Source organism: Paraburkholderia sp. NMBU_R16 (genome assembly GCF_013282575.1).
GTDB lineage: Bacteria > Pseudomonadota > Gammaproteobacteria > Burkholderiales > Burkholderiaceae > Trinickia.
Map to the genome: position 1 here is coordinate 15,268 of NZ_JAAAYE010000010.1, position 18,000 is coordinate 33,267.

At 64.2% G+C, this 18,000-nt stretch carries 11 protein-coding genes and 3 pseudogenes; 5 read left to right on the top strand and 9 right to left on the bottom strand.

Annotated features, from left to right (window positions below):
• Positions 1-37 precede the first annotated feature (37 nt).
• The 4 genes and pseudogenes from GWC77_RS07010 (at position 38) to GWC77_RS07025 (ending at position 5,137) form a co-directional block, all read left to right on the top strand.
• Positions 38-526, top strand: coding sequence for a MarR family winged helix-turn-helix transcriptional regulator (locus GWC77_RS07010; RefSeq protein WP_173256264.1), 489 nt, complete (start codon positions 38-40; stop codon positions 524-526).
• 146 nt (positions 527-672) lie between these two features.
• On the top strand, positions 673-2,184 hold the full coding sequence (locus GWC77_RS07015) for an efflux transporter outer membrane subunit (RefSeq protein WP_173256178.1): 1,512 nt from the start codon (positions 673-675) through the stop codon (positions 2,182-2,184).
• A 90-nt stretch (positions 2,185-2,274) separates the two neighbouring features.
• Positions 2,275-3,435 (top strand): annotated as a pseudogene (locus tag GWC77_RS07020) (EmrA/EmrK family multidrug efflux transporter periplasmic adaptor subunit); the annotation flags it as partial.
• 136 nt (positions 3,436-3,571) lie between these two features.
• Positions 3,572-5,137: a DHA2 family efflux MFS transporter permease subunit gene (locus GWC77_RS07025; RefSeq protein ID WP_173256180.1), complete on the top strand. Its 1,566-nt coding sequence runs from the start codon at positions 3,572-3,574 to the stop codon at positions 5,135-5,137.
• Positions 5,138-5,198: 61 nt separating this feature from the next.
• Here GWC77_RS07025 and GWC77_RS07030 read toward each other — a convergent pair whose 3' ends face one another.
• The 8 genes and pseudogenes from GWC77_RS07030 to scpB all read right to left on the bottom strand — a co-directional run.
• Positions 5,199-6,356, bottom strand: a complete 1,158-nt coding sequence (locus GWC77_RS07030) for a hypothetical protein (protein ID WP_173256181.1) — start codon at positions 6,354-6,356, stop codon at positions 5,199-5,201.
• 129 nt (positions 6,357-6,485) lie between these two features.
• Positions 6,486-7,427: a tRNA pseudouridine(55) synthase TruB gene (gene truB / locus GWC77_RS07035; RefSeq protein ID WP_173256182.1), complete on the bottom strand. Its 942-nt coding sequence runs from the start codon at positions 7,425-7,427 to the stop codon at positions 6,486-6,488.
• 39 nt (positions 7,428-7,466) lie between these two features.
• On the bottom strand, positions 7,467-7,835 hold the full coding sequence (gene rbfA, locus GWC77_RS07040; RefSeq protein WP_173256183.1) for a 30S ribosome-binding factor RbfA: 369 nt from the start codon (positions 7,833-7,835) through the stop codon (positions 7,467-7,469).
• Positions 7,836-7,978: 143 nt separating this feature from the next.
• Positions 7,979-10,843 carry a translation initiation factor IF-2 gene (infB, locus tag GWC77_RS07045; protein ID WP_173256184.1) on the bottom strand — a complete coding sequence of 955 codons (2,865 nt, stop codon included), beginning with the start codon at positions 10,841-10,843 and terminating at the stop codon, positions 7,979-7,981.
• A gap of 111 nt (positions 10,844-10,954) precedes the next feature.
• Positions 10,955-12,430 (bottom strand): transcription termination factor NusA, encoded by a 1,476-nt coding sequence (nusA, locus tag GWC77_RS07050; RefSeq protein WP_173256185.1) that lies wholly within the window; start codon positions 12,428-12,430, stop codon positions 10,955-10,957.
• Entirely contained in the window at positions 12,427-12,885 is a 459-nt protein-coding gene (rimP, locus tag GWC77_RS07055; protein WP_173256186.1) for a ribosome maturation factor RimP, read from the bottom strand. Before rimP ends, nusA begins: the two co-directional genes overlap by 4 nt.
• Positions 12,886-13,157: 272 nt before the next feature.
• Positions 13,158-14,879 carry a 23S rRNA pseudouridine(2605) synthase RluB gene (gene rluB / locus GWC77_RS07060; protein WP_173256187.1) on the bottom strand — a complete coding sequence of 574 codons (1,722 nt, stop codon included), beginning with the start codon at positions 14,877-14,879 and terminating at the stop codon, positions 13,158-13,160.
• Between the two features lie 378 nt (positions 14,880-15,257).
• Positions 15,258-15,821, bottom strand: a pseudogene (gene scpB / locus GWC77_RS30255) (SMC-Scp complex subunit ScpB); the annotation flags it as partial.
• Positions 15,822-16,635: 814 nt separating this feature from the next.
• On the opposite strand from scpB, the pseudogene GWC77_RS07070 reads away from it, so the two are divergent.
• Positions 16,636-17,022 (top strand): annotated as a pseudogene (locus tag GWC77_RS07070) (transposase); the annotation flags it as partial.
• A 583-nt stretch (positions 17,023-17,605) separates the two neighbouring features.
• Here the strand turns inward: GWC77_RS07070 and GWC77_RS07075 are convergent.
• On the bottom strand, positions 17,606-17,914 hold the full coding sequence (locus GWC77_RS07075) for a hypothetical protein (RefSeq protein ID WP_173256190.1): 309 nt from the start codon (positions 17,912-17,914) through the stop codon (positions 17,606-17,608).
• Positions 17,915-18,000: the final 86 nt, after the last annotated feature.

Here is an 18,000-nt window from a genome sequence, read left to right on the forward strand (position 1 = left end):
AATCATGCCTAGTCAACTATTGCATGCTCACAAGATCATGGCCCAGCCACCCGACCAGCTTCTTGCAGAACTGCGCGAATTCGAACTCGACGATATGGTCGGGTATTTGCTCGCCCGGGCGAAGTCGAGCATTTCGAACCTGGTCTCGCAGCGCACGATGAAAGAACTGGGCATCACGAGCACGCAAGGCAGCATCCTTTTCATGATCGGCTCGGGGCGCTGCCAGCTCGCGGCGGAGCTCGCGCGGCACTATGGGATCGACGCAAGCGCCGTCACGCGGCTCGTCGACCGCCTCGAAAAGCGCAAGCTGCTCCAGCGGGTGCGCAGCAGCGAGGACAGGCGGGCCGTGCGACTCGAGCTGACGGCTGAGGGCTACGAAATGGCCGCCCGCATTCCGGGCATGTTCTGCGACGTAGTCGACCGGGCGCTCAACGGTTTTACGCCCGAAGAAGTCGGCTTCCTCAAAAGTATGTTGAGGCGCATTCTGGCGAATACCTGCGAATCGGTGGACGAGACGTCGCGTTAGCCGAGCCGCGCGAAGTTCGGATTTCACAGGAATCGTTCGCATCCGCGAGCACTGCTTTACCGGTGTGATGGCAAGTAGTCTCCATCCGGAACCCATAACAACAAGTTGCGATGCCCATCATTTCATTCGAGTCGAAAGGCGATGCAATGAACTCTCCAAACGTGCCGTCCCATGTTTTCGCGCCCGCGAGCGCCATTGCCGCGGCATTGACCGCGCTCGTCCTCGCCGGTTGCGCCAACTATGCCGGCATCAAGAGCGACAAGACACCTGCCAGCGCCGCCAGCTTCGAGACCGCGCAAAGTCTGCCGGCTCAAAGCGGCCAGTGGCCCTCGCTCGATTGGGCCAATCGATTCGGCGATGCTCAATTGCCGAAGCTCATCGACGAAGCGCTCGACGGCAATCCGACGATCGCACAGGCGCAGGCGCGCCTCGCCAAGGCCCAGTCCTACATCGAGACCTCGCGCGCGGGTCTGATGCCGAAAGTCGAAGGCAGCTATTCGATCACGCGCGAGCGATTCACCGAAAACGGTCTCTATCCCCCGCCGTTGGCGGGCAACTGGGTGACCGAGCACAATGCGCTCGCGAGCGCCTCATGGGACCTCGATCTCTGGGGCAAGAACCGCGCGCGTCTCGCATCGGCGCTTTCGCAGCAAAAGGCCGCGCAGGCCGACATCCAGCTCGCGCGCATCACGCTCGCCTCTTCGGTTGCACGTACCTACAACCAGCTCGCGCAGCTTTACGCGATACGTGACATCACGGCACGCGAAATCGCCAATCGCCAGGAAGTGAGCGCGATCACGAACGGGCGCGTGGTGGCCGGCCTCGATACGAGTGTCGAAAAGCAGACCGCACTCGGCAACATTGCCGCCACGCAGACGACGCTGTCCGATCTCGACGGGCAAATCACCGCTGTCCGGTACCAGCTCGCCGCGCTGCTCGGCAAGGGGCCCGACCGCGGGCTGCAGATCGATCAACCGGTGCTGTCGGCCGGTGGCGCCGTGACACTGCCCGATAACCTGCCGGCCGATCTCGTTTCGCGCCGCCCGGATCTCGTCGCGGCACGCTGGCAGATCGACGCGGCCCTGCACGATGTGAAGGAGGCCAAGGCCGAATTCTTTCCGGACATCAATCTGGTAGCGGCAGCCGGTCTGGACTCTTTCGGCTGGAGCCGCTTCCTGACGGCAGGCAGCCGCCAACTGCAGGCCGGGCCCGCGATTCACCTGCCGATCTTCGATGCCGGCGCACTGCGCGCCCAATTGAAGGGGCGGTACGCCGATTTCGACCTCGACGTCGCGAACTACAACCAGACGCTGATCAACGCGCTGTCCGACGTGGCCACGCAGGTGTCGTCGATTCGCGCGATCGATCGTCAGATGAATGACGCGCAACGGGCGCTGGACGCATCGAGCGAAGCTTATCGGCTGGCGGTGATCCGCTACAAGGCGGGACTCTCGCCGCAATTGCAGGTGCTCACGGCCGACATCAACCGGCTCAATGCCGAGCAAACGGTGACCAATCTCAAGATGCGCCGGCGGGATTTGCAATTTGCGCTCATCAAGGCGCTGGGCGGCGGCTTCGACGCGAACACCGTCGGGCTCGGCGAGCCGGCGGCGCAAGGGCCGGGACAGGCACGAGGCACGGCAGCGCCGTCGAGCTGATGAAGGCATGATTCCATCACGGCACCGCTCGATGCGCCCAGAGCCGACCAACATTCGAAGACAGAAAATCGAGAACCGGAGAGCATTTCCATGAGCGAGACTCAACAATCCGCCGCGAACGTTCAGACGCCGGCGAACGGAAAGCGCAAGCGGCTGATGGCGCTGCTTGCCGGCGTGATCCTCATCGCGGCCATCGCGTACGGCGTCTACTATTTCCTCGTCGCACGTTTTCACGAGGAAACGGACGATGCCTATGTCAACGGCAACGTCGTGCAGATCACCCCGCAGGTGACGGGCACCGTCATTGCGGTGAACGCTGACGACACGCAAACGGTCAAAGCGGGCGACCCGCTGGTCGTACTCGACGGTGCCGACGCCCGCGTCACGCTCGCGCAGGCCGAGGCGAATCTCGCGCAAACGGTGCGTCAGGTTCGCGGTCTTTTCGTGAACAACGATCAGTACCAGGCGCAAATCGCACAACGCCAGTCCGATCTGTCGCGTGCGCAAGACGATCTGCGGCGACGCATGGCCGTCGCGCAAACAGGTGCGGTCTCACAGGAGGAAATCTCGCATGCGCGTGACGCCGTGAAAAGCGCGCAAGCAAGCCTCGATGCCGCAGAACAGCAACTCGCGTCGAACCGCGCGCTGACCTCTAATACCACCATTGCAACGCATCCGAACGTGCTCGCCGCAGCCGCGCGAGTGCGCGATGCCTATCTGAACAATGCACGCAACACCCTGCCGGCACCTGTCACCGGCTACGTGGCGAAGCGTTCGGTGCAAGTCGGGCAGCGCGTCTCGCCCGGCACGCCGCTCATGGCGATCGTGCCGCTCGAAGCCGTCTGGGTCGACGCAAACTTCAAGGAAGTGCAACTCAAGCATATGCGCATCGGCCAGCCGGTCGAACTGACCGCGGACGTCTACGGTTCGTCGGTCGTCTACCACGGCAAGGTCGTGGGCTTCTCCGCGGGTACCGGTTCCGCCTTTTCGCTGCTGCCCGCACAGAATGCCACGGGCAACTGGATCAAGGTCGTACAGCGGCTGCCCGTTCGGATCGAACTCGATCCGAAGGAACTGCACGCGCATCCGCTTCGCATCGGCCTGTCCATGCAAGTCGACGTCGACATCAAGAACGACAACGGCGGCCAGTTGGGCAACGCCCAAAACACCGTCTATCAGACGAACGTATTCGACAAGTACGGCGCCGATGCGGACGCGGAAATCGCTCGCATCATCGCGCAGAACGCGGGCTCGGAGGCAACGGCGGGCGTCGCCCGGCAAAAGCCGCCGGCATCCCGCGGGACGCGCGGTGCCCAAGTCGCGAGTGGCGCGGCAAAGCTGATGTAAACAAGCAGCCTAACGTTTCCCGATTCGAGACATTTACGCAATGGCCCAATCCGCAGCCGCTCCGCATCCGCCGCTCACCGGCGCGAAGCTCGTCATCGGCACGATCGCCGTGTCGCTCGCGGTGTTCATGAACGTGCTCGACAGCTCGATCGCGAACGTGTCGATCCCGACGATCTCGGGCGATCTTGGCGTCTCATCCGACCAGGGGACCTGGGTCATCACCTCGTTCGCCGTCGCCAATGCCATCTCGGTACCGCTGACGGGCTGGCTGACCGACCGCATCGGCCAGGTTCGCCTCTTTCTCGCATCGATCGTGCTGTTCGTGCTGTCTTCCTGGATGTGCGGCCTGTCTCCGACGCTGCCGTTGCTGCTCGTCTCGCGGGTCATCCAGGGCGCGGTCGCCGGGCCGATGATTCCGCTCTCGCAGACGCTGCTGCTGGCGAGCTATCCTCGTTCCAAAGCTCCGCTCGCGCTTGCCATGTGGGCGATGACCACCTTGATTGCGCCTGTGGCGGGTCCGATTCTCGGCGGGTGGATTTCGGACAATATCTCGTGGCCGTGGATCTTTTACGTCAACATCCCGGTCGGCATCGTCGCGGCAGTGGCAACGTGGGCGATCTTCCGCACGCGCGACTCGGCGATCCGAAAGGCACCGATCGACACCGTCGGCCTCAGCCTGCTCGTGATCTGGGTCGGCTCGCTGCAAGTCATGCTCGACCAGGGCAAGGATCTGGACTGGTTCTCGTCGACGACGATCGTGATACTCGCGCTCATCGCCTTGATCGGCTTCGCGTTCTTCGTGGTCTGGGAGTTGACCGCCGAGCATCCGGTCGTCGATCTATCGCTGTTCAAGAAGCGCAACTTCACGGGCGGTACCGTCGCACTGTCGGTCGGCTATGGGCTTTATTTCGGGAACCTGGTCCTTCTGCCGCTCTGGCTGCAAACGGATATCGGCTACACCGCGACCGATGCGGGTCTCGTCATGGCGCCCGTCGGGGTCTTCGCGATTCTGCTCTCGCCGTTGACCGGCAAGTTCTTGCCACGAACCGATCCCCGCATGATCGCCACGGCCTCGTTTCTCGTGTTCGCGCTCTGTTTTTGGATGCGCTCGCGCTATACGACCGGTGTCGACACCTGGTCGCTCATGCTGCCGACACTCGTGCAAGGCATCGGTATGGCGGGCTTCTTCATCCCGCTCGTGTCGATCACGCTGTCCGGCCTGCCCGGCAATCGCATCGCGGCCGCATCGGGCCTGTCCAATTTCGTGCGGATCATGTGCGGCGGTATCGGCACCTCGATCTTCACGACGGCCTGGGATCATCGCACGACGTTCCACCATGCGCAGTTGACCGAGCGCGCGAGCGCGTTCGATCCCACGTTCACGCAGGCGATGTCACAGATGGGCTCGGCGACCGGCCTCGACGCGACGCAACGTTATGGGCTCTTCGATCGCATGGTGACGCAGCAGGCCGCCCAGCTCGGCGTCAACGACCTGTTCTATATCTCGGCGGTGATCTTCGTGGTATTGATCGGGCTCATCTGGATCACGCGCCCCGAACGATCGGGTGGCGGCGACTCGAGCGCAGCGGCATCGGCCGCGCATTGACGAAGCGCGCCGCCAGTGTAGTGCCCGGTGCCATAAGTGCCGATTAGCGCCGAATACTGCACTAGGTCCGGGCGCCGCGTGCGAGTGCGTTACGCAGGACCGCCGCGGTGCGCCGACGAATCCACTCCGCATAGGCTTCGTCCTCGATGCGATATTCGCCCACGCGCAGACGGGTTACCACGTTGGCGTCCTGCAGGCGACGAAGCGCGTGCCCCGCTGTATTGCGCGTCGCGGGCCGGCCGGTGAGCGCCGTGAGGCGCTCCATTCCCAACACCGAATGAAGATCCGAGTCGCCGCTGGCGAGCAGCGTCAGCACCGCCTGGTCCGCGGGATTGGCCGCGCTCCACTGCTTCAGGAAGTGCGCATCGGAAAACACCGATTCCTTCGTGCGCTCGATGGCGGCGTCGACGCCCTCTGTCTGAAATAGCATGAACCGCTCGACGAAGCGCTTGAAAAACTCGGGTGTGCAGTGCAGTTCCTCGAATGCGCGCATACCCTGGGCGAGCGTCAGCGTATGCCGCGCCATGCTGTTCAACCGGTCGATGGTGAACGCCACGAACTCCTCGCCGAGCAGCGGAAACGGCTCCAGCGGTGCCCAGTTGTAAAACGGCTCGGACGACCGGGCGAACATGTCGCGCAACGTCGTCTCGGAGCTGCCCGCGAACACGACCTTGATGCGCTCCTTGCGGATGTCGAGCGCAGCGCGCAGTGCATGGGCAAATGTACTGTGCTCGTGCTTGGCAAGTACCTGCGCTTCGTCGATGACGAGCAGCAGCGGCTTTTTCTGCCGATCGAGCTGCCGCAGCACTTCCCGCATCGTCGCGGAACTGTCGGGGCGGAGCTGCGCCAGCTCGGCCTCGATGGACCCTTCGACACCGCCAGGCATCGTTGCGCTCGCCTTGATTTTTCGGACCGGCTTTCCAAGCGCGGTGAACACAGCGCCCAGCCCGCGCGGCTCCAGCGCTTCGGCCAGTGCGGAAACCAACGCGATATCCGGGGTCGAGGTATCCCAGAGATTCGTATAAGCCACCAGAATCCCCTGCTCGACGGCCGCCGGCATCAAATCCTTGCACAGGAACTCGGTCTTACCCATGCGCCGGCGCGCGAAAAGGCCTCGCGCGGACGTCAGACCCAGACCGAATGCGTCGAGATAGGCGTTGGCCAACTCCGGACGCGGGTAGTGCCAAGGATCGACCGAGCCTTTCTCATCCTTTCTCATAGAGATTGAGAATTCTCAAAGTACGTGAGAAAGCATGATACAAAAGCATGGAGCGCCTTGTAAATGGAGAAAGGATCTTCCTGGCACCCCCGCTCCAACGCTGAAGCAAACCATTGACGCGGTCGCGCCCTAACCGCCGACGACGAGCCGTTCCGGCGCAAGTACGCCGTCCCCAACACGTGCAACGCCAAGCAAAGCTCCATCGCTTTCACGGTATACCCGCACGCGCACGCCGCCCTCGCTACTTTCCTGCGCCGTCGGCGCGCTCAGTTCCGCGAGGCGGATTCGCTGCCCTTGCTGAAACCTGCGCGCGAGGTCTTGCGTAAGCTGCACGCGTGCAAACGTCGAGAGCAATGCGTCGACGGGCTGCAGCATCGCATCGCGCGCCGGCATGTCCATTTCGGAAAGTGCGTCGAGCGTAACCGCATGCTCGAGCGTCAAAGCGCCCACGCCCGTACGCCGCAACGCCACGAGGTGCGCGCCGCAACCCAGCGCGGTGCCGATGTCCTCGGCCACCGTCCGGACGTAAGTACCCTTGCTGCAGGCGATGCGAAATGTCACGTCGGGCAGTGCGCAGCCGATCACGTCGAGACTGCGGATCGTTACCGCGCGGCCCTCGCGCTCCACCGTCTGCCCAGCTCGCGCGTAGGCATAAAGCGGTTTTCCATCGCGCTTGAGTGCCGAGTACATCGGCGGTATCTGGACGATTTCGCCGACGAAGCGCCGGCATGCTGTCTCCACCTCCGCGCGCCCGACCTGCACTGCCGCCGTCTCCAATACTTCGCCCTCGGCATCGCCGGTGGATGTGCGAATGCCGAGCCGCATCGTCGCCTCGTAGGTCTTGTCGGCATCGAGCAGGTCCTGCGAAAACTTCGTTGCCTCACCGAAGCACAGCGGTAAAAGCCCTGAAGCGAGCGGATCGAGCGTCCCCGTGTGACCTGCCTTCTTCGCGAGATAGAGGCGCTTGGCGCTCATCAGTGCGTCGTTACTCGACAGGCCGAGCGGCTTGTCGAGCAGCAAGACGCCATCGAGCGCGCGGCGCGGCACCCGGGGCCTTTGATTCTGATTCATCGGACAGTTGCAAAAAGAGAGCAGGCGCTGCGCCGGGACTCAATCGTCCTTGGCGCGGCTGGCGTTGGCCTCGTCGATCAGGCGCGACATCTCGACGGCGCGCTCAATGGTCTTGTCATAGTGAAAGTGCAGCGTGGGCACCGTATGGATGTGCAGCCGCTTGAACAGCAGATTGTGCAGATGCCCCGCCGCGTGGTTCAGTGCGCGTTGCGTTACCTCCGCGTCGCCCGTCAGTGTCGTGAAATAGACCTTCGCATGCGCGTAGTCGGGCGTGAGCTCGACGCTTTGAATCGTCACGAGCCCGATGCGCGGATCCTTCACCTCGCGCATGATGAGTTCCGACAGATCTCGTTGGATCTGATCGGCAATCTGCACGTTGCGGTTAGGAGAACTACGTTTCTTCGACATGGCGAAAATTCCTGATGCAAACTTTGCGGGCCGAAAGGCCACGCAACCGTTCTTGCGGCCATCGTTCGAACAAAGGGCCGCCCAAAAAGCAACGGGCGGGACAGGCTCGTCGCCCGCCCCGCCCCGAGCCGCGCACGTGGCGCTTACAGCGTACGCGCGACTTCGGTGACCTCGAACACTTCGAACTGATCGCCTTCGACGATATCGTTGAAGTTCTTGATCGACATACCGCACTCGAAGCCCTGCTTCACTTCCTTGACGTCGTCCTTGAAGCGCTTCAGGGAATCGAGTTCGCCGGTGTGGATGACCACGTTGTTGCGCAGTACGCGCACCGACGACGACCGCTTCACGACACCGTCCGTCACCATACAGCCGGCCACCGCGCCGACCTTCGGCACGCGGAACACCTGCCGTACTTCGACCATGCCGGTGATGACCTCGCGCTTCTCCGGCGACAACATGCCCGACATCGCAGCCTTCACCTCATCCACAGCGTCGTAGATGATGTTGTAGTAGCGAATATCGATGCCGTTGGTCTCCGCCAGCTTGCGGGCCTGGGCATCGGCCCGCGTGTTGAAGCCGATGATGACCGCTTTCGACGCCGTGGCCAGATTGACATCCGACTCGCTGATGCCGCCCACCGCGCCGTGCACGATCTGCACGCGCACTTCGTCGGTGGAGAGCTTTTGCAGCGCTTGCACGAGCGCTTCTTGCGAACCCTGCACGTCGGCCTTGACGATGAGCGGCAGGTTCTTGACCTCGCCCTCGCCCATTTGCTCGAGCATGCTTTCGAGCTTCGCTGCCTGCTGCTTGGCCAGCTTCACATCGCGGAACTTGCCCTGACGGAACAGCGCGATTTCACGTGCCTTGCGTTCGTCCTGAAGCACCATGACTTCTTCGCCAGCGGCAGGCACTTCCGACAAGCCCTGGATCTCGACCGGGATCGACGGGCCGGCCGATTTCGTCGCCTTGCTCGTTTCGTCGAGCATCGCGCGAACGCGGCCATAGGCGCTGCCCGCAAGCACGACATCGCCGCGCGAGAGCGTACCCGATTGCACGAGCACGGTCGCAACCGGGCCCTTGCCTTTGTCGAGCTTCGCTTCGATCACGAGCCCCTTCGCAGGCGCATCCACCGGTGCGGTCAATTCGAGCACCTCGGCCTGTAGCAGCACGTTCTCGAGCAGATCGTCGATACCCGCGCCCGTCTTGGCCGACACCGGCACGAACGGCGAATCGCCACCGTATTCTTCCGGTACGACGCCTTCAGCCACGAGTTCTTGCTTCACGCGCTCGGGGTTGGCTTCCGGCTTGTCGATCTTGTTGATCGCGACGACGATCGGCACACCGCCCGCCTTCGCGTGCGCAATGGCTTCCTTCGTCTGCGGCATCACGCCGTCGTCGGCAGCCACGACGAGAATCACGATATCCGTGGCTTTCGCGCCACGTGCCCGCATGGCCGTGAACGCTTCGTGACCCGGCGTATCGAGGAACGTGATGACGCCGCGCGGCGTTTCGACGTGATAAGCGCCGATGTGCTGCGTGATGCCGCCCGCCTCGCCCGCCGCCACCTTGGCGCGCCGGATATAGTCGAGCAACGACGTCTTGCCGTGGTCGACGTGGCCCATGACCGTGACGACCGGCGGACGCGGCAGTTGCTCCGCGTCGTTCGCTTCTCCTTCGACGAGCAATGCCTCGGGATCGTCGAGCTTCGCTGCCACGGCGCGATGCCCGAGCTCTTCGACGACGATCATCGCCGTTTCCTGATCGAGCATCTGGTTGATCGTGACCATCTGGCCCAGCTTCATCATGACCTTGATGACTTCCGATGCCTTGACGGACATCTTGTGCGCGAGGTCGGCAACGGTGATCGTCTCCGGCACGTGCACTTCGCGCACGATCGGCTCCGTCGGTGCCTGGAAGCTGGCGGCCGCATCCTGATGCTTGCCCCGGCCCTTCGGACCGCCGCGCCAGCCGCGATCGACACCGCCGCTCGAATCGCCGCGCGTCTTGATGCCGCGACGCTTCGCGGCGTCGTCCTGCCAGCCCGCTTTGCCGCCAGGCTTTTTCTTGTCGGCGGAGGGCGCCGCCGGGGTCGTGCTCGGCGCAGCCGTGGGTGCAGCCTTGCGCGCGGCCGGACGGGCCGCCTCGCCCGCCGGGCGCGCGGGCTTGTGCAACGTACCCTTCGCTTCGGCGGTCTTGACGGCAGGCTCGGCCGGCTTCGCGGGCGCGGGCTCCGGGGCCTTCACCTGCGCCTTGCGCGGCGTATTCATCATCTCGCGAATCGCGCGCGCTTCGGCCTCGGCCGCCTCGCGGCGCTTGCGAATTTCCTCCTGCTCGGCGCGGGCCTTCTCGGCGGCCTCGCGCGCAGCGTCTTCGGCCTTCTTGGCCGCTTCACGCTGTGCGGCACGCTCGGCGGCGGCGCGCTCATCCTCGCTCGCACCGCGCTCGGCCTGCTCGCGCGCAGCGACTTCGGCACGCTTGGCCGCAGCCTCTTCCTCGGCGCGGCGACGCTCCGCCTCGGCGGCTTGCTCGCGCGCCTGGCGTTCCGCTTCCTCGCGCTCGAGACGTTCTTGCCGCTCCTTGAGCTCCTGCGCCTGCTTCTCGAGCAGCTCGGCCTCACGGCGTGCCTCTTCCTCGCGCCGCTGCAGCTCGGCGCTTTCGGCGTCGGCCACCTGACCCGCCGCTTCGCCAGCTGCTTCGCCGGCTTCGTCGCGCTTCACGAACACGCGCTTTTTGCGCACTTCGACCTGAATGGTGCGAGCCTTGCCCGTCGCATCGGACTGTTTGATTTCCGACGTATGCCGGCGCGTCAGCGTGATCTTGCGCTTGTCCGCGTCCGCCGAGCCGTGCGCCTTGCGCAAGTGATCGAGCAAACGTGCTTTGTCCGATTCGGACAGCGCATCGTCCTCACTCGCTTTTTGGACGCCCGCCGCCTGGAGCTGCTCGAGCAGCACCCCGGCAGGCATTTTCAGTTCCGCGGCAAATTGGGCTACGTTGTTACTCGCCATTCATTCCTCTTAATGCAAGGACCGATTCCTTGCGGTTAGCATCGGGTCGTGCGACCGGCGCGTGCTAAATCTATCGCCGTCGCGATCGTTTCAGTGCGTCATGGTATTCACTCACTGGAACCAGTGTTCACGTGCTTTCATGATCAACGCTTTCGCGGCTTCCTCTTCCATTCCAGTCAATTCGACCAATTCGTCCACGGCCAGCTCGGCAAGCTCGTCGCGCGTCTGTATTTGATGCGCGGCCAGTTTCGCGAGCAAGTCGGAATCGACTCCGTCGAGGCTCTTCAGATCGAGCGAGGCGTTTTCGACTTTCTCTTCGTTCGCGATCGCCATCGTCAACAGCGCATCGCGTGCGCGGTTGCGCAACTCGTGAACGGTGTCTTCGTCGAACGCCTCGATCTCGAGCATTTCGTTGAGTGGCACATAGGCGATCTCTTCGAGGCTCGTAAAGCCCTCGTCGATCAGGATGTCGGCCACTTCCTCGTCGACGTCCAGCCGCGCCATGAACAGGTCGCGCAATACGCCCCGCTCCTGGTTCTGCTTCTGCGCGGATTCGTCCGGCGTCATGATGTTGATCTGCCAGCCGGTCAGCTCGCTCGCGAGCCGCACGTTCTGGCCGCTGCGGCCGATCGCGACCGCGAGCTCGTTTTCGTCCACGACGACGTCCATCGAATGTTTTTCTTCATCGACGACGATCGACTGGACCGCTGCCGGCGCGAGCGCACCGATCACGAACTGGGCGGGATCCTCCGACCATAGCACGATGTCGACGTTCTCGCCACCGAGCTCGTTGCGCACCGCCTGCACGCGCGAGCCGCGGATGCCGACGCAGGTGCCGATCGGATCGATCCGCTTGTCATAGGCGATGACGCCGATTTTCGCCCGCACGCCGGGATCGCGCGCGGCGGCCTTGATTTCGAGCAGGCCCTGCTCGATTTCCGGCACTTCCATTTCGAACAGCTTCATCAGGAACTCGGGCGCGGTGCGCGAGAGCTCGATCTGCGGCCCGCGAGCCGTCCGATCGACCTTCGCGATATAGGCGCGCACGCGGTCGCCCACGCGCAAGTTCTCTTTCGGAATCAGTTGATCGCGGCGCAGCAGCGCTTCCACGCGCCCCGATTCGACGATGAAGTTTCCCTTGTCGAGCCGCTTCACCGTACCCGTCATGATCTTTTCCCCACGCTCGAGGAAATCGTTCAGGATCTGCTCGCGCTCGGCATCGCGCACCTTTTGCAGAATGACCTGCTTAGCGGCCTGTGCGCCGATGCGGCCGAACTCGATCGACGGGATCGGCTCCTCGATGTATTCGTCGATTTCGATGTCGGGCTGCTGTTCGCGCGCCTCGAAAAGCAGGATTTCCTGATCCGGCTCTTGCAGACCGGCCTCGTCCGGCACGACGCGCCACCGGCGATACGTTTCGTGCTCACCCGATTCACGATCGATGTGCACGCGAATATCGACGTCTTCTTCGAAGAGCTTCTTGGTTGCCGAAGCAAGGGCGGCTTCGAGCGCAGCGAACACGACATCCTTGTTGACGTTCTTCTCGCGCGCCAGCGCATCCACCAGCATCAATACTTCGCGACTCATTGTTTCCGGCTCCTAAAATCAACGTGCGGGACGAGGCGCGCGCGGTCCATATCCGCAAGCGTAAAGTCGAGCATCGCGGCGCCTTCTTTCCCAACAAATTCCAAACCGATCGTTTCCCCGTTCGGCGCATGGAGAATGCCCCGGTACGTCTTGCGCCCGTCCAACGGTTTTTTCAGCGTAACGACCGCCTCGCTCCCCGCGAATCGCACGAAATCGGCCAATTTCTTCAGCGGACGGTCGAGCCCCGGCGACGACACTTCGAGCCGCTCGTAATCGATATTTTCAACCGTCAAAACGTGCTGGAGCTGACGAGTGACCTTTTCACAGTCCTCGATCGCGATGCCGGAGGGCTGATCGATATAGACGCAGAGCATGCCGCGCCCGGTACGCTCGAGATCGACCAACTCGTAGCCCATGCCCGAGACCGTGGTTTCTATCAGTTCCGTCAGTTGCACAAGTGCCCTCTAAGATGTTCGCGCGCGACGCGAACATCTTGCGGGCCGCGCGCCTGGCCGGCGCACGGAAGGTCAGTGCAACCCGAGATGCTGAACCGCAACGGCAAAAAAAAATGGGCTGAACGCCCATCTTCTTCTTACCGGTGGTCGCACCTGAGCCGCACGAAAAAGCCGCACGCCCAGCGACTTCGAGATTCTAGCATTTTTCGAGAGCGCGTGCAAAGCGCGCGCGCTCTCGAACGACACCTTCGTCGAATGCGGACCGCTGGCCGCTACCGGCCCCGCGCGCGATTGCGCGGCAATCCGCGCGGCCCGTTGGCGCCACCGCCCGGGCGATTGCCGCCCGCGGGCCGGTTGCCGCCGGGGCCGCCACCGCCACCACCCGGGCCGCGCTTCGCGCCACCGGCAGGCAACGCGCGGTTGCCATCCACGTCGCCACGTGCGCGTTGCGGCCCGCTCTTGCCCCGGTTTGCGCCCGGACGCCCGCCGAAACCGCCAGGCGCATCACCGAATCCGCCGCCCGGACCGCGCCGGCCCGGACCGCGGCCTGGCTGCTCGAAGCGGCCGTGCGCCGTCAGCACCGGCTCGCGGCTGATGAAGCCCATCGACGTTTGCATCGGATCCGGTTGGCGGCGTTCCTGCGTCGCGCGGCGCGCACCCTTGTCTTCGACCGGCGCCTTCAGCCCGACCGCGCTCATGAGGCTGCGCACCTGGTTTTCTTCGAGCTCCTCCCACCGGCCGCGGCGCAACCCGCGCGGCAGGGAGATCGGGCCATGCCGCGTCCGAATCAGACGGCTCACCATGAGGCCGACCGCTTCGAACATCCGACGCACTTCCCGATTGCGCCCTTCCGCGAGCGCAACGTGATACCAGTGGTTCGTCCCTTCGCCGCCACCGTCCCGAATCCGCAGGAAGTTGGCTGGACCGTCTTCGAGTTCGACGCCGTGGAGGAGCTTTTGCCGCGCTCCTTCGCTGAGCTCTCCGACTACCCGAACGGCGTACTCGCGTTCGACGCTATAGCGCGGGTGCATGAACCGGTTGGCCAGATCGCCCGACGTCGTGAGCAGCAACAGCCCTTCGGTGTTGAAGTCGAGCCGGCCGACAGCCAGCCATTTCGCCGTTTTCATCGGCGGCAGCTTGTCGAAGACCGACGCCCGGCCCTCGGGATCGGCATGACTCACGATCTCCCCGGCGGGCTTGTGGTAGACGAGCACGCGCGGCGGCTTCGTCTGCAAGCGCCGCTTGACCGGCTTTCCATTGATCCTGACCTGGTCCGTCGGCATGATGCGCTGACCGATATGGGCCGGCTCGCCGTTCACCGATACACGCCCGGCGACGATCAGTTCTTCCATCTCGCGGCGCGAACCCATGCCCGCTTCGGCCAGCACCTTGTGCAGCTTCGGCGCATCGTCATCGGGCGACAGCACCCGCTTTTGCGGCGCCTGGCGGCCGCGGCGCAGCATCGGTGCGCGCACGCCGGCCGTCGAGCCGTTGTCCGCATCGAACGCCGGCGACGTCACGTACGAGAACAGGTCGTCGGGCCCTCCTGCCGCCGCGCCGGGCGCATCGCCACGCGGCTCCTCGGCACGCTTGCCCTCGCCTGCGGGACGGCCAGGGCCGGGGCCGCGCTCGCGGCGCGCGCCAGCGGGTTTGCGCGGCGGTTTCCCCCCAGCGCTTCGCTTTTGATCCCGTTGCGGCGGCGCGGCGTCGAGCGCGTCGCCTCCTGGCGCAGCGAGCTCGGCCGGCGCGTCGGGCTCCGATTGCGCCGCTGGATCGCCTTTGGTCTTGGCCGCCGCACGACGCCGCGCGATGAGACTGCGCGGCCCGCGGCGCAGACCGCGCCTCGGGCGCTCCTCGCCGCCGGCATCCGTCGCCTGGGGCTCTCGCTCGTTGGGGCCGTCGGGTGCCTCTTGCGCGCCCAATGTTCGTTCGCGGCCCGCAGCGTCAATAGCGTGCCCGGACGCGGACAAATCGGTGTCGTGGGTATCTGTCAAAACAACCTCGAATGTCAGAGGGCTCGCACTCGTCGCGAGTGCGGCAAAAATTCGGTTAGTTCAGGCACGGCGCGAGGCCGCTTCGTGGTTGGCGAATGAGTCGTCGTCGACGCCATTCACCGAATCGTTTTCGTCACGTTCCGAAGTCGCAGCGGGCGACTCGATCGCACGCAGCACAGGCGCGGGCGACGGGCCCACCGGCGCTTCGCCGTCGCCTTCATCCGCTTGCTGGGGCGCGTCGCCGATATCCTCCGCGCATAAATCGTGCTCCGCGGCGTCGCCCCCGCGCGCCGGCTCGTCGGCCGCCGCGGCATCGGCCGCGCCGGCGACCTGCAGTTCGTCAGTCTTGCCGGGTTCGTCGAATTCCTGGCTCGCCGACTCGGGAAACTCGATCGCGTGCTGAGCGAGCGGCGTTCCGTCGAGCTGGGCGGCCGGATCTTCGAGCGGCGGCAGCTCGTCGAGCGCCTTCAAACCGAGATCATCGAGAAATTGCTTGGTCGTCGCATAGAGCGCGGGCCGCCCCGGAACGTCGCGATGACCGATGACCTCGATCCAATTGCGGTCCTCGAGCTGTTTGACCACCTGCGTATTGACTGTGACGCCGCGGATCTCCTCGATGTCGCCACGCGTGACGGGCTGTCGATACGCGATGATCGCCAGCGTCTCGAGCACCGCTCGCGAATACTTCGGCGGCTTTTCAGGGTGCAGACGGTCCAGAAAATTGCGCATCGCCGGCTTGCTTTGGAAGCGCCACCCCGACGCCAGCGCGACGAGTTCGACGCCGCGACCGGACCACTCGCTTCTCAAATCCTCGAGCAACGCACGGACTGTGTCCGCCGACAGGCCGTCGGCGAATAGCTTGCGCAACTCGCCGAGCTTCAGCGGTTCTTGCGCGCAAATCAAAGCAGTCTCGAGGACGATCTTCGCCTCTTGGGTATTCATGCAGCTAGGCCAGACCCTGTGTGGTCAAACGAACCGGATCAATCAGACGATGTTGGAACAGAAGACGCGCTCGCCCGATTTTGATCGGTCATATTGATGGGAGCACGGACCGGGGGGCGGCGAATCGGACAGCTATCGAGCCAAGCCCAGCCGGACAAAGCGGCGGCCTTCCGAAGATGACGCCGCGCGATTGAACGTCATCTTACGCAAAAAGGTTCGGTGCGTAAACGGGCAACCGAGCAACGGGCCCACAACTGCCCTGCACGCCTTTGCAGGCAACCCGAAAACGAGCCGGGACGAAAAGCCGCTCCGCGCCGCCGAATCGACTTGCTCCCTCGATGCGTTCGATTCGAGCCGAAAGTCGCGGCGCGCTGCCGGGTTCTCAACCCGGGCGCCCGGCCCCGCCACGGATGCTGCAGTTGCAAAAGCGCCTCTTTGACGCCTCGATGCAAGTAGCCTGTCGGGCGGCGGCCCACTTTTGTGCATCGCAATATTCGGGCGCCCGCGCACCCCCGGAGCGCCGCACTGCACTGGATTGGTGATTGTCCCGATTTTCCCCGGCGGGCTTTTGGCGTCTTATACGCCCCTAGCTGATCCCCCGACAGGCCCGCCGCCACGCGCCTCGCGGCGCCCGTCGACCCGCGTGGCACGCTTGTTGCATTGCTCGAGCCGCCGAAGCCGGTACGGCGCGCTCGATAGCTTGATTGGCAAGCGCGGCCACAGCCGGCGCACTCGGCACTCGTTTTATCGGGTGTTTCGAGCGTGCGCAGCACGGGGCGGCGCACCGGGTCAGTTTCGCTGAGGTGAGGACATGATGCTGTTCGACGATTTGAGAGATAACGAATGGGCGCTGGTGGAAGCGTTGTTCTGCGCGGAACCCGCGCGCAGTGAACGGCGCGGACGCCCCCGCGTGGAAGCACGCGCAGTCGTCAACGCGGTGCTGTGGGTGCTCTCCACGGGCGAAGGCTGGTCGAAGCTTCCGGGCCGCTATCCTTCCCCGCCGACTTGCCGGCGCCGCTTCGACGAATGGCAAGCGGACGGCACACTCGCTGAAATCGTCAAGCGGCTGTCGACCTGCGGACGGCAGATTTCGCTGCGCGGACGTATCGGCGCCTCCACCGTCAAACCGCCCGCGCCGCCCAGCCGCGACCGCCTGCGCGGCGCATTCTGGACCAATCCCGAATCCTGGCGCGCGCCCGTGAAGATGGCTTGATCCGCGCCTACGGGAGCGGGTGCGCCTGCGGCCAAACGCAGGCGAAACATCCATTTACCAATATTTACAGCGCGCTTTCGTGGCCCCGCGTACCTTGCCGGTATGCAGACAAGCCTTTTGCGCGGCCTACCCGCGAACGTCCTGCTGAAGTGCATACCGTTGCTACTGGGCAGCATGATCGTCCCGCTCGTCATCGCGGCGATCATACCGGTGGCAGACGGCGGTGTACGCAGTACGGGCGCCCGCGCTCAGCCGCATCCGCCACCGAGCGCGTCGACGCCCGTTCCCATGCCGGTGGACGTGCCGCGTGGGGATTTGCGCAGCGACATCGTCCGCAATGCGCGGTCGCATCCCGAGGTACCGAGCCCACCGCCTCCGCCCCGCCCGCGTAACGTTCGAGATCACCATTGATTCGGCGCGAGAGGGCGTGACAACGATAAAGAAGGGAACCGTGCGCATTCGCCGCGGTCCGAGTGAATGCCATGAGCACATCGTGGCAGCAGAAATACACCGGTAGCCCGTATCCTTGCGATACGGGCTTTTTTTGCCGGCTTTCGCCCGCGTTGCGGTGCTAACGTGCGACGTCGACTGCGACGGCCATCTTGAATACGTAGTCGTCGGCGCGGCGCGCATCCCAATCGAGGGCGCGCTCCTCGCGGGCGAGGCGCGTGAATTCGGCGCGCCCCTTGTCGGTGAGAACGGCAATATCAACCGGCGCATGAAAACCCGCGCCAGGGGCGACGGTACGCTGACGCACCGTCTCCATCAAGCCGAGTCCTCGCAGATATTCGAAAACACCCGGGCGCCTGGCCCATGGAACCTGACGGTATTGGACCCGCCTTAGCGCTTCGAGCACCGCTTCATTGGAAAACGTGGCCATCTCGACTCTTTTTCAAATCCGGCCATCGCACAGTTCATGCCTGAGCATGCGCCGCACGGCAAGGCCGCACTGAGTGCGGTTTGCCG

What these genes read in the sequence shown, in the direction of transcription:
- GWC77_RS07075 (WP_173256190.1), bottom strand. Translation starts at nt 17,914, where the DNA reads ATGGCCACGTTTTCCAATGAAGCGGTGCTCGAAGCGCTAAGGCGGGTC.
- GWC77_RS07030 (WP_173256181.1), bottom strand. Translation starts at nt 6,356, where the DNA reads ATGAGAAAGGATGAGAAAGGCTCGGTCGATCCTTGGCACTACCCGCGT.
- nusA (WP_173256185.1), bottom strand. Translation starts at nt 12,430, where the DNA reads ATGAGTCGCGAAGTATTGATGCTGGTGGATGCGCTGGCGCGCGAGAAG.
- rbfA (WP_173256183.1), bottom strand. Translation starts at nt 7,835, where the DNA reads ATGTCGAAGAAACGTAGTTCTCCTAACCGCAACGTGCAGATTGCCGAT.
- GWC77_RS07015 (WP_173256178.1), top strand. Translation starts at nt 673, where the DNA reads ATGAACTCTCCAAACGTGCCGTCCCATGTTTTCGCGCCCGCGAGCGCC.
- infB (WP_173256184.1), bottom strand. Translation starts at nt 10,843, where the DNA reads ATGGCGAGTAACAACGTAGCCCAATTTGCCGCGGAACTGAAAATGCCT.
- GWC77_RS07025 (WP_173256180.1), top strand. Translation starts at nt 3,572, where the DNA reads ATGGCCCAATCCGCAGCCGCTCCGCATCCGCCGCTCACCGGCGCGAAG.
- truB (WP_173256182.1), bottom strand. Translation starts at nt 7,427, where the DNA reads ATGAATCAGAATCAAAGGCCCCGGGTGCCGCGCCGCGCGCTCGATGGC.
- GWC77_RS07010 (WP_173256264.1), top strand. Translation starts at nt 38, where the DNA reads ATGGCCCAGCCACCCGACCAGCTTCTTGCAGAACTGCGCGAATTCGAA.